This window comes from Marinovum algicola, from assembly GCF_900109145.1.
Classification (GTDB): domain Bacteria; phylum Pseudomonadota; class Alphaproteobacteria; order Rhodobacterales; family Rhodobacteraceae; genus Marinovum; species Marinovum algicola.
Window position 1 is genome coordinate 400,704 of record NZ_FNYY01000002.1, and the last position, 14,636, is coordinate 415,339.

Annotated in this window: 15 protein-coding genes; 9 read left to right on the forward strand and 6 right to left on the reverse strand. The window is 66.8% G+C overall.

Translation table 11 applies throughout. From position 1 onward, the window contains the following. Positions 1-223: 223 nt before the first annotated feature. Together BMW90_RS04880 and xseA are read right to left on the reverse strand one after the other, a co-directional pair. Complete coding sequence (locus tag BMW90_RS04880; protein ID WP_074835288.1) at positions 224-652, reverse strand: VOC family protein; 429 nt, start codon at positions 650-652, stop codon at positions 224-226. A 58-nt stretch (positions 653-710) separates the two neighbouring features. Beyond that, complete coding sequence (gene xseA, locus BMW90_RS04885) at positions 711-2,252, reverse strand: exodeoxyribonuclease VII large subunit (protein ID WP_074835290.1); 1,542 nt, start codon at positions 2,250-2,252, stop codon at positions 711-713. Positions 2,253-2,323: 71 nt separating this feature from the next. Here xseA and purD point away from each other — a divergent pair, with 71 nt between their 5' ends. Continuing rightward, positions 2,324-3,586 (forward strand): phosphoribosylamine--glycine ligase, encoded by a 1,263-nt coding sequence (purD, locus tag BMW90_RS04890; RefSeq protein WP_074835292.1) that lies wholly within the window; start codon positions 2,324-2,326, stop codon positions 3,584-3,586. Here purD and BMW90_RS04895 read toward each other — a convergent pair. Then, positions 3,583-4,056: an SRPBCC family protein gene (locus BMW90_RS04895; protein ID WP_074835293.1), complete on the reverse strand. Its 474-nt coding sequence runs from the start codon at positions 4,054-4,056 to the stop codon at positions 3,583-3,585. The two genes, purD and BMW90_RS04895, sit on opposite strands and share 4 nt — an antisense overlap. Positions 4,057-4,294: 238 nt before the next feature. Here BMW90_RS04895 and BMW90_RS04900 point away from each other — a divergent pair, with 238 nt between their 5' ends. The 3 genes from BMW90_RS04900 to BMW90_RS04910 all read left to right on the forward strand — a co-directional run bounded on the left by BMW90_RS04900 (position 4,295) and on the right by BMW90_RS04910 (position 8,299). After that, a complete protein-coding gene (locus BMW90_RS04900; RefSeq protein ID WP_074835451.1) occupies positions 4,295-6,439 on the forward strand; it encodes a malate synthase G in 2,145 nt (714 codons plus the stop codon). Between the two features lie 295 nt (positions 6,440-6,734). Continuing rightward, on the forward strand, positions 6,735-7,508 hold the full coding sequence (locus tag BMW90_RS04905) for a gamma-glutamyl-gamma-aminobutyrate hydrolase family protein (protein ID WP_074835295.1): 774 nt from the start codon (positions 6,735-6,737) through the stop codon (positions 7,506-7,508). Between the two features lie 29 nt (positions 7,509-7,537). Beyond that, complete coding sequence (locus BMW90_RS04910; protein WP_048530668.1) at positions 7,538-8,299, forward strand: aldolase/citrate lyase family protein; 762 nt, start codon at positions 7,538-7,540, stop codon at positions 8,297-8,299. 7 nt (positions 8,300-8,306) lie between these two features. On the opposite strand, the gene BMW90_RS04915 is transcribed toward BMW90_RS04910, so the two are convergent. Then, positions 8,307-9,029 (reverse strand): lytic transglycosylase, encoded by a 723-nt coding sequence (locus tag BMW90_RS04915; RefSeq protein ID WP_139211207.1) that lies wholly within the window; start codon positions 9,027-9,029, stop codon positions 8,307-8,309. Positions 9,030-9,189: 160 nt separating this feature from the next. On the opposite strand from BMW90_RS04915, the gene BMW90_RS04920 reads away from it, so the two are divergent. The 4 genes from BMW90_RS04920 (at position 9,190) to BMW90_RS04930 (ending at position 13,010) form a co-directional block, all read left to right on the forward strand. Then, positions 9,190-10,476, forward strand: coding sequence for a hypothetical protein (locus tag BMW90_RS04920; RefSeq protein ID WP_074835298.1), 1,287 nt, complete (start codon positions 9,190-9,192; stop codon positions 10,474-10,476). Positions 10,477-10,588: 112 nt separating this feature from the next. Continuing rightward, positions 10,589-12,100, forward strand: coding sequence for an Asp-tRNA(Asn)/Glu-tRNA(Gln) amidotransferase subunit GatB (gene gatB, locus BMW90_RS04925; RefSeq protein WP_074835299.1), 1,512 nt, complete (start codon positions 10,589-10,591; stop codon positions 12,098-12,100). A 183-nt stretch (positions 12,101-12,283) separates the two neighbouring features. Then, positions 12,284-12,406, forward strand: a complete 123-nt coding sequence (locus BMW90_RS27165; protein WP_275937317.1) for a hypothetical protein — start codon at positions 12,284-12,286, stop codon at positions 12,404-12,406. A gap of 154 nt (positions 12,407-12,560) precedes the next feature. Next, positions 12,561-13,010, forward strand: coding sequence for a DUF4177 domain-containing protein (locus BMW90_RS04930; protein ID WP_074835301.1), 450 nt, complete (start codon positions 12,561-12,563; stop codon positions 13,008-13,010). Between the two features lie 54 nt (positions 13,011-13,064). On the opposite strand, the gene BMW90_RS04935 is transcribed toward BMW90_RS04930, so the two are convergent. Continuing rightward, positions 13,065-13,325: a BolA family protein gene (locus BMW90_RS04935; RefSeq protein WP_074835302.1), complete on the reverse strand. Its 261-nt coding sequence runs from the start codon at positions 13,323-13,325 to the stop codon at positions 13,065-13,067. 75 nt (positions 13,326-13,400) lie between these two features. On the opposite strand from BMW90_RS04935, the gene BMW90_RS04940 reads away from it, so the two are divergent. Then, positions 13,401-14,033, forward strand: a complete 633-nt coding sequence (locus BMW90_RS04940; RefSeq protein WP_048530661.1) for a DnaJ domain-containing protein — start codon at positions 13,401-13,403, stop codon at positions 14,031-14,033. Positions 14,034-14,144: 111 nt separating this feature from the next. Here the strand turns inward: BMW90_RS04940 and msrB are convergent, their stop codons facing one another. Beyond that, a complete protein-coding gene (msrB, locus tag BMW90_RS04945) occupies positions 14,145-14,618 on the reverse strand; it encodes a peptide-methionine (R)-S-oxide reductase MsrB (RefSeq protein ID WP_048530660.1) in 474 nt (157 codons plus the stop codon). Between the last annotated feature and the right edge of the window lie 18 nt (positions 14,619-14,636).

Here is a 14,636-nt window from a genome sequence, read left to right on the forward strand (position 1 = left end):
GTGCCAACGCCCGACAGGCTCTCAAAACCCGCGCCGGCCAATGGACCGGCATTCACTTTGGTCCCGGCGCCTCTGCTCCTGGCGACCTTCTGCGGCCCGGCATCACAGGCGGCGGCAGGTTTTCGAAGCGCGCCCGCGCTCAGGCCACCGCCCCCGATCGAAACCGGACAGCCGGCTCATGCCAGGCACCCGTTCCGGCCCCGAGCACCACGTCAAGGCCCGCTCAGCCATAGCCGTTCCAGCAGAACGCCCCGTCCTCGGCCAGCGGCGAGAACGGATTGAACGCCACTTCCCAGATCGCGCCCTCGGGATCGGCGAAATAGCCGTGGTAGCCGCCCCAGAACGCCTCTTGCGGCGCCTTCAGAACCGTGGCGCCCGCCGCCTCGGCCCGTTGCATCAGTTCGTCCACCTCTTCCTTGCTACGCAGGTTGTGCGCCAGCGTCACCGCGCCGCGCCCCAGGGTGCCGGGCGCGACGCCGATATCCTCGGCCAGGGCGTCCAGCGGATAGAGCCCCAGCGTCTGCCCGATCAGGTCGAAGGCCACCACGCCATCAGGCGATTCGACCCGCGCCCAGCCCAGCCGCTCGTAAAACGCCGCCGTATTCGCCATGTCCTGCACGCCGAGGGTAATCAGGGATACGCGCTGTTCCATCGTGACCTCCAAAGGTTTACATGACGTGAACATAACATGAACACTTGCAAATGTCCGGTCAAAAAAGCGAGCCTTGCTCCGGCGGTTTCCGCGGAGATTTGCCGCGCGCCGGTTTGCCCGAGCCAAGCTTGAGCCGGCCATCGGCAAATTCGATCTCGAGGCCGGTGGCCTGTTCCGCCGCCGCCTTGGAGGTCACCAGCCCGGCGTCGCCCCGCACCACCGCATAGCCGCGCGCCAGGGTCGCCCTGTACCCCAGCGTTTCGCGCAATCGGTCGGTGGCCTCCAGCCGGGTCCGCAGCTCGCCAACCTGCCGCGCGCCGGCGTCCGTAATACGTGAAAAAGCCCTTTCAAGCCGTTCTTTCTGATAAGAAATATCCTTTTCCACGGCCCGTGTGGAAATCCGCAATCCGGCCAGTTGCTCGGATTTGCGCGCCACCCCGCGCTCGAGCGCGGGCGCCAGCCGCGCCGCCAGGTGATCCAGCCGCCGCTGCTCGTTCGTCAGCATGCGCCGCAACGCCGAAACCTGCAAGGCGCCGGCGCATTCCGAAAGCGTCACCCGCCGCCGCGCCACCCCGCGTTCGAGCGCCACCGGCAGCCGGTCGCCCCAGGTGTCGAGCCTCTGGCGCGGCCCTTCGACCAGCGTTTCTGCCCGTGGCAGGGCCCGTGACAGATCGCGAAGCCGCTGGCCGCGCTGCGCCAGGGCACCGGTCAGCCCCTGCGCCAGCCGCCCGCCCTGACCCTCGAGCCAGGCCAGCAGCTCGAGCCGCACCGGCACCGCCATTTCCGCCGCCGCCGAGGGCGTCGGTGCGCGGCGGTCGGCCACGTGATCGATCAGCGTGGTGTCGGTTTCGTGCCCCACCGCCGAGATCAGCGGGATCTCCGAGGCCGCCGCCGCCCGCGCCACCACTTCCTCGTTGAAGCCCCAGAGATCCTCGATCGAACCGCCGCCACGCGCCACGATCAGAAGATCGGGCCGGGGCAGCGCGCCGCCGGGGCTCAGCGCGTTGAAGCCGGCAATCGCGCGGGCCACTTCGGGGGCGCATTTGGCGCCCTGCACGGCGACCGGCCAGATCAGCACCTTGCGCGGAAACCGGTCGCGCAGACGGTGCAGGATATCGCGGATCACCGCCCCGCTGGGAGAAGTGACAACACCAATGATCTCAGGCAGATACGGCAGTTTCTTCTTGCGATCCGCGGCAAAGAGCCCCTCCGCCTCGAGCAGCGCCTTGCGCTTTTCCAGCATCGCCATCAGCGCGCCGACGCCAGCCGGCTTGATGTCGTCGATCACCATCTGGTATTTCGACTGGCCTGCAAATGTCGTCACCCGTCCGGTCGCCACCACCTCCATGCCCTCCTCGGGCAAGGTGGTCAGCCGCGCCGCCACGCCTTTCCAGACGACCCCCGAGATCACCGCACGGTCGTCCTTGAGATCGAGGTAGATATGGCCCGATCGGGGCCGCGATACCCGGCCCACCTCGCCGCGAATGCGGACATGGCCGAACTCGCCCTCGATCACCCGTTTGATCGCCCCCGATATTTCGGAAACGCTGAATTCCGGTGCGTTCAGGCCCTCTGGCGCGTCGTCGATCAGGTCGGACATCTTGGCTCGCTTGTATCTGCTCGGCCCGGACCCTAAAACGCCACGCAACAAAGGCCAAGCGGAGAGCGCCCATGAACATCCTCATTCTCGGAAGCGGCGGGCGCGAGCACGCCCTGGCCTGGGCGGCGCTGCAAAACCCGAAATGCGATAAGCTGATCGTGGCACCTGGCAATGCCGGCATTGCCCAGATTGCCACCTGCGCCGCAATCGATATCGAAGACGCCGGCGCGGTGCTGGCGCTGGCCGAGGCCGAAACCATCGATTTCGTCATCGTCGGCCCCGAGGCGCCACTGGCCAAAGGGGTGGCCGACCGGCTGCGCGACGCCGGGATGCTGGTCTTCGGCCCCTCGAAAGAGGCGGCGCGGCTCGAGGCCTCGAAGAGCTTTACCAAGGAAATCTGCGACGCGGCAGAGGCGCCGACCGCCGGCTACGCGCATTTCACCGATGCCGAGAAAGCCAAGGATTACATCCGCCAGCAGGGCGCACCGATTGTCGTCAAGGCTGACGGCCTGGCCGCCGGCAAAGGCGTGATCGTGGCAACGGATGTCCAGACCGCGCTGGATGCCATCGATGACATGTTCGGCGGCGCCTTTGGCGCAGCCGGCGCGGAAGTGGTGATCGAGGAATTCATGGCGGGCGAAGAGGCCAGTTTCTTCGTGCTCTGCGACGGCACCACCGCGTTGCCCATCGGCACGGCGCAGGATCACAAGCGGGTCGGCGAAGGCGACACCGGGCTCAACACCGGTGGCATGGGTGCCTATTCGCCTGCCCCGGTGCTGACCGACGAAATCGCCACGCAGGCGCTGGAAGAGATCGTCAAGCCGACGCTCCGGGTGATGGCCGAACGCGGCATGCCCTATCAGGGCGTGCTCTATGCCGGGCTGATGATCAAGGACGGCCGCGCGCGGCTGGTGGAATACAATGTCCGCTTCGGCGACCCCGAATGCCAGGTGCTGATGCTGCGGCTGGGCGCGCAGGCGCTCGACCTGATGCATGCGGCGGCCGAAGAACGGCTTGACGCCGCCCAGGTCAACTGGGCCGAAGATCATGCGATGACCGTGGTGATGGCCGCCAAGGGCTATCCCGGTTCCTACGAAAAGGGCAGCGTGATCAAGGGACTGGACGCCCTCCCGGAAGACAGCAGCCACATGGTGTTTCACGCCGGCACCACGGCCAGGGACGGTCAGATCACCGCGACCGGTGGCCGCGTGCTGAATGTCACCGCGCGCGGCGCGACACTGGCCGAGGCCCGCGCCCGGGCCTATGAGATGGTCGAGGCCATCGACTGGCCCGGCGGCTTCTACCGCAGCGACATCGGCTGGCGCGCGCTCTAGACGCGCTCCAGCGTCCGGGCGTAGTCGACCAGCTGATCGGCCACCACGCCCCAGCCTTCGTAAAAGCCCATATCCTTGTGGGCCCTGGCCTTTTCCGCCGTGCGGTGGCGGGCGGTGGCGGTATAGCTGGTGCCGCCCTCCTTGGTTGGCGCGAGGTCGAGAATCGCGGTCATGAAAGGATCCTCGGTCGGCTTCCAGCCTTCGGTGTAGCCATCGGTAAAGACCAGGCGGCGTTCCGGCACGATCTCGAGATAGACGCCGTGGTTTTCCATCCGGTTGCCGTCAACCTCGAAGGTGGTGTTGAAACGCCCGCCGACCCGAAGATCGATGTCGCAGGCCACCACCTTGTGCGGCTTGGGCACAAAGAAATGCGGGATATGGTCGGCCGAGGTCCAGCACGCCCAGACCAGCGCCGGCGGCACAGGCAGGGTGCGGGTAAAGGTCAGGTCGGTGTCGGGATCGAGCTGCATGACCGGTGTCCTGTTATGTTAGGGTGAACAAGAGAGTCGGTGGTGAATGAGGCGAGACTAGTCAGCATTTCCCGTCACAGGCAAGAGCTCGGCCCGAGCGGGCGGATCGACAGGGGCATTCTTCGGGAAAGCCGAAAGGTCCATTCGTCATCCGGCGTGGTACAGAGCTTGCCCGCCCCGCGCCACATGCCTTAAGGGATGTGGTATACCATTGCGCACCAAAGCGGAGACCAAGACCATGAGCACACGTGTTGACCGGGCCGGACTGGCGGTAGACGAGGTTCTGGCCGCGTTCATCGAGGATAAGGCGTTGCCGGGGTCCGGGGTCTCAGCCGAGGATTTCTGGCAGGGTCTCTCCGATCTCGCGCATGAGATGGGGCCGAAGAACCGCGCCCTGCTGGACAAGCGCGAGGAGATCCAGAGCCAGATCGACAATTGGCACAAGGGCCGCGCCAACCAGCCGCATGATGCCAAGGCCTACAAGGCGTTTCTCGAACAGATCGGCTATCTGCTGCCCGAGGGCGCGGATTTCCATATCGAGACGACGCATGTGGACCCCGAAATCGCGCTGGTGCCCGGCCCGCAGCTGGTGGTGCCGGTGACCAATGCGCGCTTTGCTCTCAATGCCGCCAATGCCCGCTGGGGATCGCTGTACGACGCGCTCTATGGCACTGACGCCATGGGCGCGCTGCCGCCCAAAGGGGGCTACGATCGCGGCCGTGGCGCGCGGGTGGTGGCCCGCGCCCGGGTGTTCCTCGACGAGGCCTTTCCGATCGCCGGCGGCAGCCATGCCGACGCGCGGCGCTATCACGTTCAGGACGGCGCGCTGCTGATCGACGACATGCCGCTGGCCGAACCCTACAAGTTCGCCGGCTATCGCGGCCATCCCAAGGCGCCCGAGGCGGTTCTGTTGCGCAATCATGGCCTGCATGTCGAGCTGGTGTTCGACCGCACCCACATGATCGGCGCCCGCGATCAGGCCGGTCTGGCCGATGTGGTGATCGAGAGCGCGGTTTCGGCGATCATGGATTGCGAGGATTCGGTGGCCTGCGTCGATGCCGAGGACAAGGTGCTGGCCTATGGCAACTGGCTCGGACTGATGAAAGGCGATCTGGAGGCCAGCTTCCAGAAGGGCGGCAAGACCCTGACCCGTCAGCTCAACCCCGACCGCAGCTATGTCGGCCCCGAGGGCAAAGAGGTGACGGTCAAGGGCCGCGCCCTGCTCTGGGTGCGCAATGTCGGCCATCTGATGACCAATCCGGCGATCCTGACCCGCGATGGCGAAGAGATCTTCGAAGGTCTGATGGATGCCATGGTGACGGTGCTGATCGCCAGGCATGACCTGAACCGCGACGGCGGCAATTCCACCCATGGCTCTGTCTATGTGGTCAAGCCCAAGATGCACGGGCCCGAGGAAGTGGCCTTTGCCGATGCGATCTTTGACCATGTCGAGCAGGCGCTTGACCTGCCCAGGCACACCGTCAAGATCGGCATCATGGACGAAGAGCGCCGCACCACGGTCAATCTCAAGGAATGCATCCGCGCCGCGAAACACCGGGTGGCCTTTATCAACACCGGCTTCCTCGACCGCACCGGCGACGAGATCCACACCTCGATGGAGGCCGGGCCGTTCAGCCGCAAGGATTTCATCAAGCGCAAGGCCTGGATCACCGGCTATGAAAACCGCAACGTCGATATCGGGCTGGAATGCGGGCTTCAGGGCAAGGCGCAGATCGGCAAGGGCATGTGGGCGATGCCCGATGCGATGGCGGCCATGCTGGAGGCCAAGATCGAGCACCCCAAATCCGGCGCCAATTGCGCCTGGGTGCCCTCGCCCACCGCGGCCACGCTGCACGCGCTGCATTACCACAAGATCGATGTCTTCGCGGTGCAGGACAAGCTGAAGAAAGCCGGGCGGCGGGCGCATGTGGAAACCATCCTCGACATTCCGCTGGCCTCCTATCGTGCCTGGACCGCCGATCAGATCAGCCGCGAGGTCGAGAACAACGCCCAGGGCATTCTTGGCTACGCGGTGCGTTGGATCGATCAGGGCGTCGGCTGCTCCAAGGTGCCCGACATCAACGACGTGGCGCTGATGGAGGACCGGGCGACCTGCCGGATCTCGGCGCAGCACATCGCCAACTGGCTGCACCATGGCGTGGTGAGCGAGGCGCAGGTGCGTGCCGCCATGGAAAAAATGGCCGCCGTGGTCGACAGCCAGAACCAAGGCGAGCCCGGTTATCGGCCGATGGCGCCGCAGTTCGACAGCATCGCCTTCCAGGCGGCCTGCGATCTGGTGTTCAAGGGGCGCGAGCAACCGAGCGGCTATACCGAGCCGGTGCTACACGCCCGGCGGCTGGAGCTGAAGGCAGCGCAGGGCTGACCCCCGGGTCGGGCGCGGCCCGGGCGCGAGTGGCAGGGTGGGCAGGGATGCCCGCCCGACGGGTGGGAACGCTTACCCGGAGATAAGGGCATAACCACTTACTATTTAACGAAAAATTAGGACCTTTCCGCGCGGCGCATCAAGCCTTTCGCAAGGTTTTCCGTGCACGGCGGTGCCGCCGGGCGGCCGGGCCCTTCCTGCACAGGAACGCTGCGGAAGCGCACAGGCCTTGGCCGTTGTAAAGCCATGCGCCGCCGCCTTATATTGGGCCGAACCCCTTTGAGTGAGGATCCGCATGGCCCGCCCCATTGTCGGCATCATCGGCAACCAGTACCTGATCAACGATCAATATCCGGCGCACGCGGGTGGCACGATGAATTCCGAGGCGATCTCGCTGGTCTCGGGCTGCATGCCGCTGCTGATCCCGGCCGATCCCCGCTTTCTGACGGTGGCCGAACTGCTGGAAACCTGCGATGGCTTCCTGCTCACCGGCGGGCGGCCCAATGTCCACCCCGAGGAATATGGCGAGGCCGCGACCGAGGCGCATGGCGCCTTTGACCGGGCCCGCGATGCCATTGCCCTGCCGCTTGTGCGCGCCTGTGTCGAGCGCGGCCAGCCGTTCCTTGGCATCTGCCGCGGCTATCAGGAGGTGGCGGTGGCCATGGGCTCGACCCTGCACCCCGAAATCCGCGATCTGCCGGGGCGGATGAACCACCGGATGCCGCCCGACGGCACCATCGAAGAGAAATTCGCCCTGCGCCACAAGGTGCGCTTTGCGGAAGGTGGCGTCTTTCACCGGCTGATGGGCGCGCCGGAAGTGATGACCAACACCCTGCATGGCCAGGGGGTGATGCAGGCCGGCAAACGTTTTGTCATCGATGGCTGGGCGCCCGACGACACGCCCGAGGCCGCCTATATCCAGGATGCGCCGGGCTTCACCCTCTCGGTGCAATGGCATCCGGAATGGGATGCGGCCAACGATCCGGTGTCGCGTCCGTTGTTCTCCGCCTTTGGCGACGCGGTGCGCGCCTGGTCCGAGGCGCGCCGGCCGCTGCGCGCCAGCGCCTGAGACTTCCCCGAAAACACAAGGACGCCCCGATGGACCTGCCCCGCAATGCCTTCAAGGCCGCCCTGAAAGCCGGCCAACGCCAGATCGGTTTCTGGAGCACCCTGCCCGACGGCGGGCTGGTCGAACTGCTGGCCGGCTGCGGCTATGACTGGCTGCTGATCGACAGCGAACATGCGCCGGTCGATCCCCGCGCCATGCTGCCGCTCATGCAGGCGGCGGCCCCCTACCCGACTTCTGTGGTGGTGCGCCCCGGCTGGAACGACCCGGTCGAGATCAAGCGGCTGCTGGATGCCGGCGCGCAAACGGTTCTGGTGCCCTATGTGCAGACCGCCGAAGAGGCCCGCGCGGCGGTGGCGGCGGTGCGCTATCCGCCGCTGGGTATCCGCGGCGTGGCCGGCACCACCCGGGCCAGCCAATGGGGCGCGATCGAAGGTTACACCCAGCAGGCCAATGACGAGATCTGCCTGCTGGTTCAGGTCGAGACCGAAGCCGCCGCCCGCAACATCGAAGAGATCGCGGCCATCGACGGGGTCGACGGCATCTTCGTCGGCCCCGCCGACCTTGCCGCTTCGATGGGGTTTCCCGGCGAGACCGGCCGCCCGGAAGTGCGCGCCGCGGTCTGCGACGCGGTGCGCCGGATCGTGGCGGCGGGCAAACCGGCGGGATTTCTTTCGGCGGATCAGACCTTTGTGGCGGAAGTGGCCGAAGCCGGCGGGAGCTTTCTGGCCGTCGGCATCGATTCGGTGCTGATGCGGCGCGCGGCGGTCGCGCTGCGGCAAAGCTGGGACTGAGCCCGGCCTAGACCGTCGGCGGCCAGCTTGCCGGGCGCAGGCGCGGGCGGGTGCTTTGGATCGGCTGGCAATAGCTCTGCTGGCTCAACCAGCGCGCCATGTCGCGGCGCTTGGGTTCCGACCGCATCGGCCCCCAATCCGCCGCCACCCCGCGCCAGCGGCTGTCCTTGAGCGAAATCGCCTGGTCGCGCGGCACCGTGCGCGCCATGATCCGCAGCGCGCAAGAGAGGTTGGCGGCGCCGTTCCGCAGCGCCGGGCCGGTGGTGGCGGTGCATTTGTTGAAATGCGCGGTGCCCGGCAGGATTTGCAGCAGCCCGTGCCAGAGCCCGCCACCGCCGACGGCCTGCGGGCGATAGGTGCTCTCGTATTTCGCCAGGGTCGAGGCGAAGCCGGCCCAGAAGGCCGCCCGCGCCGGTGCCGGGTTGTCGGGATAGGCCGGGCACCATTGGGCGATGTCGCGCGGCACCGTTTCGATCAACGGCCGGGCGTGGCCCTGTTCCAGCGCGCTGAGCATCACCTGCGTCCAGAGCGCCGCCTCGCGGGTGCCGGCGGGCCAGCGCATCCGCGGGTCGCGCAGGCTGCGCGGGGCGGGCCGCAGGCTCTGATCCGGGGCCAGGCGCGTCGCGGCCGGGGCCAGGCGAGTCGACTCGACGCTGGCCAGAACGGTTTCTTCGGCGGCCAGGGTGACTGGCAGCACGATCAGCAGAATCAGCAACAATCCGCGGTGCATCGAGGTAACCTCAACAAAAAGCGATACAAAAGACAGATCATTGCCGCAAAGCGGCGCTCTCTGTCGGGTTGCTGCCATTGTCTATCTTTCTCCTGCCATGACCACGCCCCAAACGCCGGCCAGTGTGTTCGCAGCGAAATATTGCCGACTGGTTGTACAGATGTTCGAGACCCTCACTTCGATTACAGACAAAACCCGATCCGCGCTGCGCCAGGCCGCCGCCCGCGCGCCCGCCCGCCGCGCCGGCCGGGGATCGGGCCGCAAATCGGAGCCGGGATCGGCTCTTGCACCGGGGTGCGAGGGTGATCCGGCGGGCTTTTCCGCTGCGCGTCTCGCCCAGCTCGGCCGCCCCCTGCGCGACCAGACCCGCGAGCTTGCCGATTGCCAGGCGCTGCTCGACCGCGGGCGCGATCTGGCCCGCCAGGAGCGCTGGGAAGCTCTGTGCGCCGAGGTCGCCGCGGCCGATGCCCGCCGGGGCGCCACCGTCGCCGGCACGCCCGAAGCCGAATTGCTGGCCGCCGGCGCGCGGTCTGACCTGGCCCGCGCCTTCGAAAGCGCCTCTTCCGCCGGCGCCCTGTCGCGCGGCCACCGGATGTTTGCCGGGCTTCAGGCGCTGGACGATATCGCCGCCGATCTGGCGCCCGACCCAGGCTGCGCCGCCGTGGTGGCACTGAGCCACATGGATGCTGGCTGGGCCTGGTACAAGCAGGGCTGGCGGCGCGGTCGCCCGGAACAGCATGTCGCCGCCTTCCGCAGCTCCTTTGCCCGCGCCGAGGCGATCCTCGCGCCATATACCGACGCCGCCGCCGGCTCGCCGCTGCTGGCCTCGACGCATTGCGCGCTTCTGGCCGGCCAGCCGGGGGCCGAACGCCAGGTGGTGGACCGTTACGAAACGCTGATCGGCCTGGCGCCGGGCATGCCAGGCCATATGCGCGCCTTCGGCCTGCACCTCCTGCCCTGCTGGTTCGGCAGCTACGAGGCGCTTGACCTGGCTGCGCGCCGGATGGCGGCGGTGACCGGCGAGACCTGGGGCAGCGGCGGATATGCCTGGGTCTGGTTTGATGCGCTGTTGCAGGATCCGGCGGCCTTCGCGGCGCTGGACGCCGGCTATTTCGTCGAAGCCATCGACGATATCCTGCGCCGTCACCCTGGCCAGCACATGGTCAACCTCTTTGCCGCCTGCCTGAGCCAGCTTCTGACGCGCGAGACCGGCCCCGACCGCAGCCAGCGGCGGCTGCTGGACAAGATGCGCACCCGTCTGATCCGCAGCGACATGCGCGAGACCCATGGCTGGGTCTGGTCGCTGACCGACATCGGCTATGCCACCCCCGGCAGCGCCCATGTGGGTGGCGCCGAGATCGGCGCCCGCCAGGCCTGGGAGGCGCTGAGCACGGTGCTGGCCCGCGAGCTTCGCCGTATCCAGGGCCAGCCCAGCCCGGCGCCCTGAGCCGGGGGCCGGGCTGGGCGGCCGGCACCGGGGCGGAACCGGGAACTGCCTCTTGCTCCCCTCCCGCCCCTGCCCTAGAACCCGTTTCGTTCCGAGCGCGAAGGAGACGGCCATGCTGGACCTGACATATGAGACCCCCAAACCCAAGATGATCGCCGGGGCGAAACACGATTGGGAGCTGGTGATCGGCATGGAGGTCCATGCCCAGGTGTCCTCTCAGGCCAAGCTGTTTTCCGGCGCCTCGACGCAATTCGGCGCCGAGCCCAATGCCAATGTCGCCTTTGTCGACGCCGCGATGCCCGGCATGCTGCCGGTGATCAACGAATATTGCATCGAACAGGCGGTGCGCACCGGGCTGGGCCTCAAGGCGCAGATCAACCTGAAGAGCGCCTTCGACCGCAAGAACTACTTCTATCCCGACCTGCCGCAGGGCTATCAGATCAGCCAGCTTTACGAGCCGCTGGTGGGCGAAGGCGAAGTGCTGGTCGAGATGGGCGACGGCACCGCGCGCAAGGTGCGGATCGAGCGCATCCACGTCGAGCAGGATGCCGGCAAATCGATCCACGACATGGATCCCAACATGTCCTTCGTCGATCTCAACCGCACCGGCGTGGCGCTGATGGAGATTGTCAGCCGTCCCGACATCCGCGGCCCAGAGGAAGCGGCGGCCTATGTGGTCAAGCTGCGCCAGATCCTGCAATATCTCGGCACCTGCGACGGCAACATGCAAAACGGCAACCTGCGGGCCGATGTCAACGTCTCGGTCTGCCTGCCGGGGCAATACGAGAAATACCAGGCGACGCAGGATTTCAGCCATCTCGGCACCCGCTGCGAGATCAAGAACATGAACTCGATGCGGTTCATCCAGCAGGCGATCGATTACGAGGCCAAGCGTCAGATCGCCATCCTGGAGGCCGGCGGATCGATCGATCAGGAAACCCGGCTCTACGATCCCGACAAGGGCGAGACCCGGTCGATGCGGTCGAAGGAGGAGGCGCATGATTATCGCTACTTCCCCGACCCCGACCTGCTGCCGCTGGAGATCGAACAGGGCTGGGTGGACGACATCCGGAACACCCTGCCCGAGCTGCCGGACGAAAAGAAGGCGCGGTTCATCGCCGATTACGGCCTGTCGGATTATGACGCCTCGGTGCTGACCTCCGAGACCGCCTCGGCCAATTACTTCGAGAAGGTGGCGGAAGGCCGTGACGGCAAGATGGCGGCCAACTGGGTGATCAACGAACTCTTCGGCCGGCTGAAAAAGGAAGACCACGCGCTGGCCGACAGCCCGGTCTCGCCGGAACAGCTCGGCGGCATCATCGCGCTGATCCAGAAGGGCGACATCTCGGGCAAGATCGCCAAGGATCTGTTCGAGATCGTCTATACCGAGGGCGGCGATCCGGCGCAGATCGTCGAAGCGCGCGGCATGAAGCAGGTCACCGACACCGGCGCCATCGAAACGGCGGTGGACGAGGTGATCGCCGCCAACCCGGCGCAGGTCGAGAAGGCCAAGGCCAACCCCAAGCTCGCCGGCTGGTTTGTCGGCCAGGTGATGAAGGCCACCGGTGGCAAGGCCAACCCCAAGGCGGTGAACGAGATCGTGAGCGCCAAGCTGGGGCTCTGAGCCCTGCGTCTGGCGACGCGCTGCTGATCCAGAACAAACGGGGGAAGCCGCTGGCCGGCTTCACCCATGCCAGTGCGCCGGGGCGATCGGCGGTGCCATCCTGCGCGCGCTGGGGCGGCATCGGACTGGCATTTTACGGCCTTTCGCACTATATTCCGGGTATGCTTCGCAAGGAGGAGCCCGATGACCAGCTTTGAGATCGCAGTCCCCCTGATGGCGCTGGCGGTTCTGGGCGTGGATTTTCTCATCCGCAAGCGGGACACCCGCCGGCTCGAACCCGCCCGCCTTCGCCACCCCGCCAAATGACGTGATCCGCGCCTTTGCGGCGCGCCACACCGATTGCGCCCAGACACCGAACCTTCGCTGACGTCGCGCCGCGACCCGCTACTCTGGCGCCATGGGGTGCCCCGGTCCGGCGAGAGCGATTGCGCTTGACGCCGAAGTATGCTCTTGGGCGCCCATGACGAGATATGATTACAAGGTGGTTCCCGCCCCCGCCCAGGGGCGCAAGGCCCGGGGTGTGAAGGGCGCCGAAGGCCGGTTCGCCTTTGCGCTGGAATCCGTGCTGAACGATCTGGCCGAGGACGGCTGGGAATATGTCCGCGCCGAGACCCTGCCCAGCGAAGAGCGCCAGGGCCTGTCGGGCAAGACCACGGTGTTCCGCAATCTGCTGGTGTTCCGGCGGGCCCGCGAGGACGAGGTCGCGGCCTTCGAGCCGCGACTGCTCGATCCGCCCAAGGAGATCCCGGTGCTCGATGCGGCGCGGGCGGTGCAGGAGACACCACCGGCGCAAGATGCCCGCTTTGAGGAAGGCGACGTGGCGGCGGCTGTGGAGGCCGGGCGCGACGATGCGACCGAGACGGATGGCGAAGCCCCCGACGACGGCCGTGAGCAACCGCCGAAGGCGTGAGCGGCCCCGGCAACGGGGTGCCCCCCTGCGGGAGCAGATGACCGGCGGCGGGCCTCAGGGCGTGTCGAGATCGAGCGCCAGGGCGTGGATCGCGGCCATCAGATCGGGGCCCAGCGCGGCGTGAACGGCGCGGTGGCGGGCGATGCGGGACTGGCCGGCAAAGGCCTCTGCGCGCAGGCGCACGCGGAAATGGCTCTCGCCGCCCTCCTGATATCCGGCGTGGCCGCGATGGGCCTCGCTGTCATCTTCCACATGCAGCTCGGCCGGTGCAAATGCGGCCATGAGCCGTTGGCGAATTTCTTCTGATCTCGACATGATTTTCCCCTCGGCCCCTTCCCTCTGGTTGCCGATGGTCTAAACTGCCACGTCCGAGTCGAAAAGGTGCGAACCATGAGTAAATCAGACCCCTTCGGATTTGATATGTCCGTGTCCTCAGCCAAGAAAAAAAATCCGCGCGGCCGGCGTGGCATGTCCGGTGCGTCCGAGACCTCGACCCGGGTCTGCGACCATGAAGGATGCCAGGAGAAGGGCCTGTATCGCGCGCCCAAGGCGCCCGATGTGCTCGATGATTTCTTCTGGTTCTGCAAGGACCACGTGCGCGAATACAATGCGAAATGGAGCTTCTTCGACGGCAAGACCGAGGCCGAGATGAATGCCCAGGAAAGCGCCGACAAGGTCTGGGAGCGAAAGACCAAGGGCTGGCGCGATCCCGAGGCCAAGGCCTGGGCGCGGCTGGGCATCGAGGATCCGCATCAGGTGCTGGGCCAGAATGCCACCCGCAACCCCGGACGCGGCGCGGCCAGCGGCGGCCGCAGGCTGCCGCCCACCGAGCGCCGGGCAATCGAGATTCTCGAGGCCAAGGAGAGCATGACCAAGGTCGAGATCCGCAAGGCCTACAAGGCGCTGATCAAGGTGCTGCACCCGGACATGAACGGCGGCGACCGCAGCCAGGAAGAGCAGCTGGGCGAGGTCATGTGGGCCTGGGACCAGATCAAGGACAGCCGGAGTTTCCCGGACAAATAGGCCCGCCCGCGGCTGGCGTTCCGGGGGCTCTGCCCCCGGCGGTATTTGGGAGCAGAAGAAGGACCGGCCCTGCGTCATGCGGGCCGGTCCTTCTGCTGTTGACAAGGGCCGTCAGGCGGCCTGGAAGGTCAGGGCGACGCCATTGAGGCAATGGCGTTTTCCGGTGGGCTCGGGGCCGTCGTCGAAGATATGACCGAGGTGCGAGCCGCAGCGGCGGCAGTGGCATTCGGTGCGGACGATGAACAGGAGCTTGCGGTCCTCCTTGGTGCGGATCGCATCCGGCAGGCTCTGCCAGTAGCTCGGCCAGCCGGTGCCGCTGTCGTATTTGTGCTCGGAGGAATAGACCGCCAGGTCACAGCCGCGGCAATGGTAGATGCCTTTGGCCTTGCTGTCGTGCAGCGGCGAGGAGAAGGCCGGTTCGGTGCCCTCCTCGCGCATCACCTCGTATTGCAGATCGGTCAACATGGCGCGCCATTCCTCTTCGCTGCGGGTGACTTCGAAACTGTCGTCCTGGGCGCGGGTGGCGGCGGGCAAGAGCGCCGCGGCGGCGCTGGTGGCAAGAAACTGGCGTCGATGGAGGGGCATGGTCGTCTCCTTTGCGGA

What these genes read in the sequence shown, in the direction of transcription:
- BMW90_RS04880 (WP_074835288.1), bottom strand. Translation starts at nt 652, where the DNA reads ATGGAACAGCGCGTATCCCTGATTACCCTCGGCGTGCAGGACATGGCG.
- xseA (WP_074835290.1), bottom strand. Translation starts at nt 2,252, where the DNA reads ATGTCCGACCTGATCGACGACGCGCCAGAGGGCCTGAACGCACCGGAA.
- purD (WP_074835292.1), top strand. Translation starts at nt 2,324, where the DNA reads ATGAACATCCTCATTCTCGGAAGCGGCGGGCGCGAGCACGCCCTGGCC.
- BMW90_RS04895 (WP_074835293.1), bottom strand. Translation starts at nt 4,056, where the DNA reads ATGCAGCTCGATCCCGACACCGACCTGACCTTTACCCGCACCCTGCCT.
- BMW90_RS04900 (WP_074835451.1), top strand. Translation starts at nt 4,295, where the DNA reads ATGAGCACACGTGTTGACCGGGCCGGACTGGCGGTAGACGAGGTTCTG.
- BMW90_RS04905 (WP_074835295.1), top strand. Translation starts at nt 6,735, where the DNA reads ATGGCCCGCCCCATTGTCGGCATCATCGGCAACCAGTACCTGATCAAC.
- BMW90_RS04910 (WP_048530668.1), top strand. Translation starts at nt 7,538, where the DNA reads ATGGACCTGCCCCGCAATGCCTTCAAGGCCGCCCTGAAAGCCGGCCAA.
- BMW90_RS04915 (WP_139211207.1), bottom strand. Translation starts at nt 9,029, where the DNA reads ATGCACCGCGGATTGTTGCTGATTCTGCTGATCGTGCTGCCAGTCACC.
- BMW90_RS04920 (WP_074835298.1), top strand. Translation starts at nt 9,190, where the DNA reads ATGTTCGAGACCCTCACTTCGATTACAGACAAAACCCGATCCGCGCTG.
- gatB (WP_074835299.1), top strand. Translation starts at nt 10,589, where the DNA reads ATGCTGGACCTGACATATGAGACCCCCAAACCCAAGATGATCGCCGGG.
- BMW90_RS27165 (WP_275937317.1), top strand. Translation starts at nt 12,284, where the DNA reads ATGACCAGCTTTGAGATCGCAGTCCCCCTGATGGCGCTGGCGGTTCTG.
- BMW90_RS04930 (WP_074835301.1), top strand. Translation starts at nt 12,561, where the DNA reads ATGACGAGATATGATTACAAGGTGGTTCCCGCCCCCGCCCAGGGGCGC.
- BMW90_RS04935 (WP_074835302.1), bottom strand. Translation starts at nt 13,325, where the DNA reads ATGTCGAGATCAGAAGAAATTCGCCAACGGCTCATGGCCGCATTTGCA.
- BMW90_RS04940 (WP_048530661.1), top strand. Translation starts at nt 13,401, where the DNA reads ATGAGTAAATCAGACCCCTTCGGATTTGATATGTCCGTGTCCTCAGCC.
- msrB (WP_048530660.1), bottom strand. Translation starts at nt 14,618, where the DNA reads ATGCCCCTCCATCGACGCCAGTTTCTTGCCACCAGCGCCGCCGCGGCG.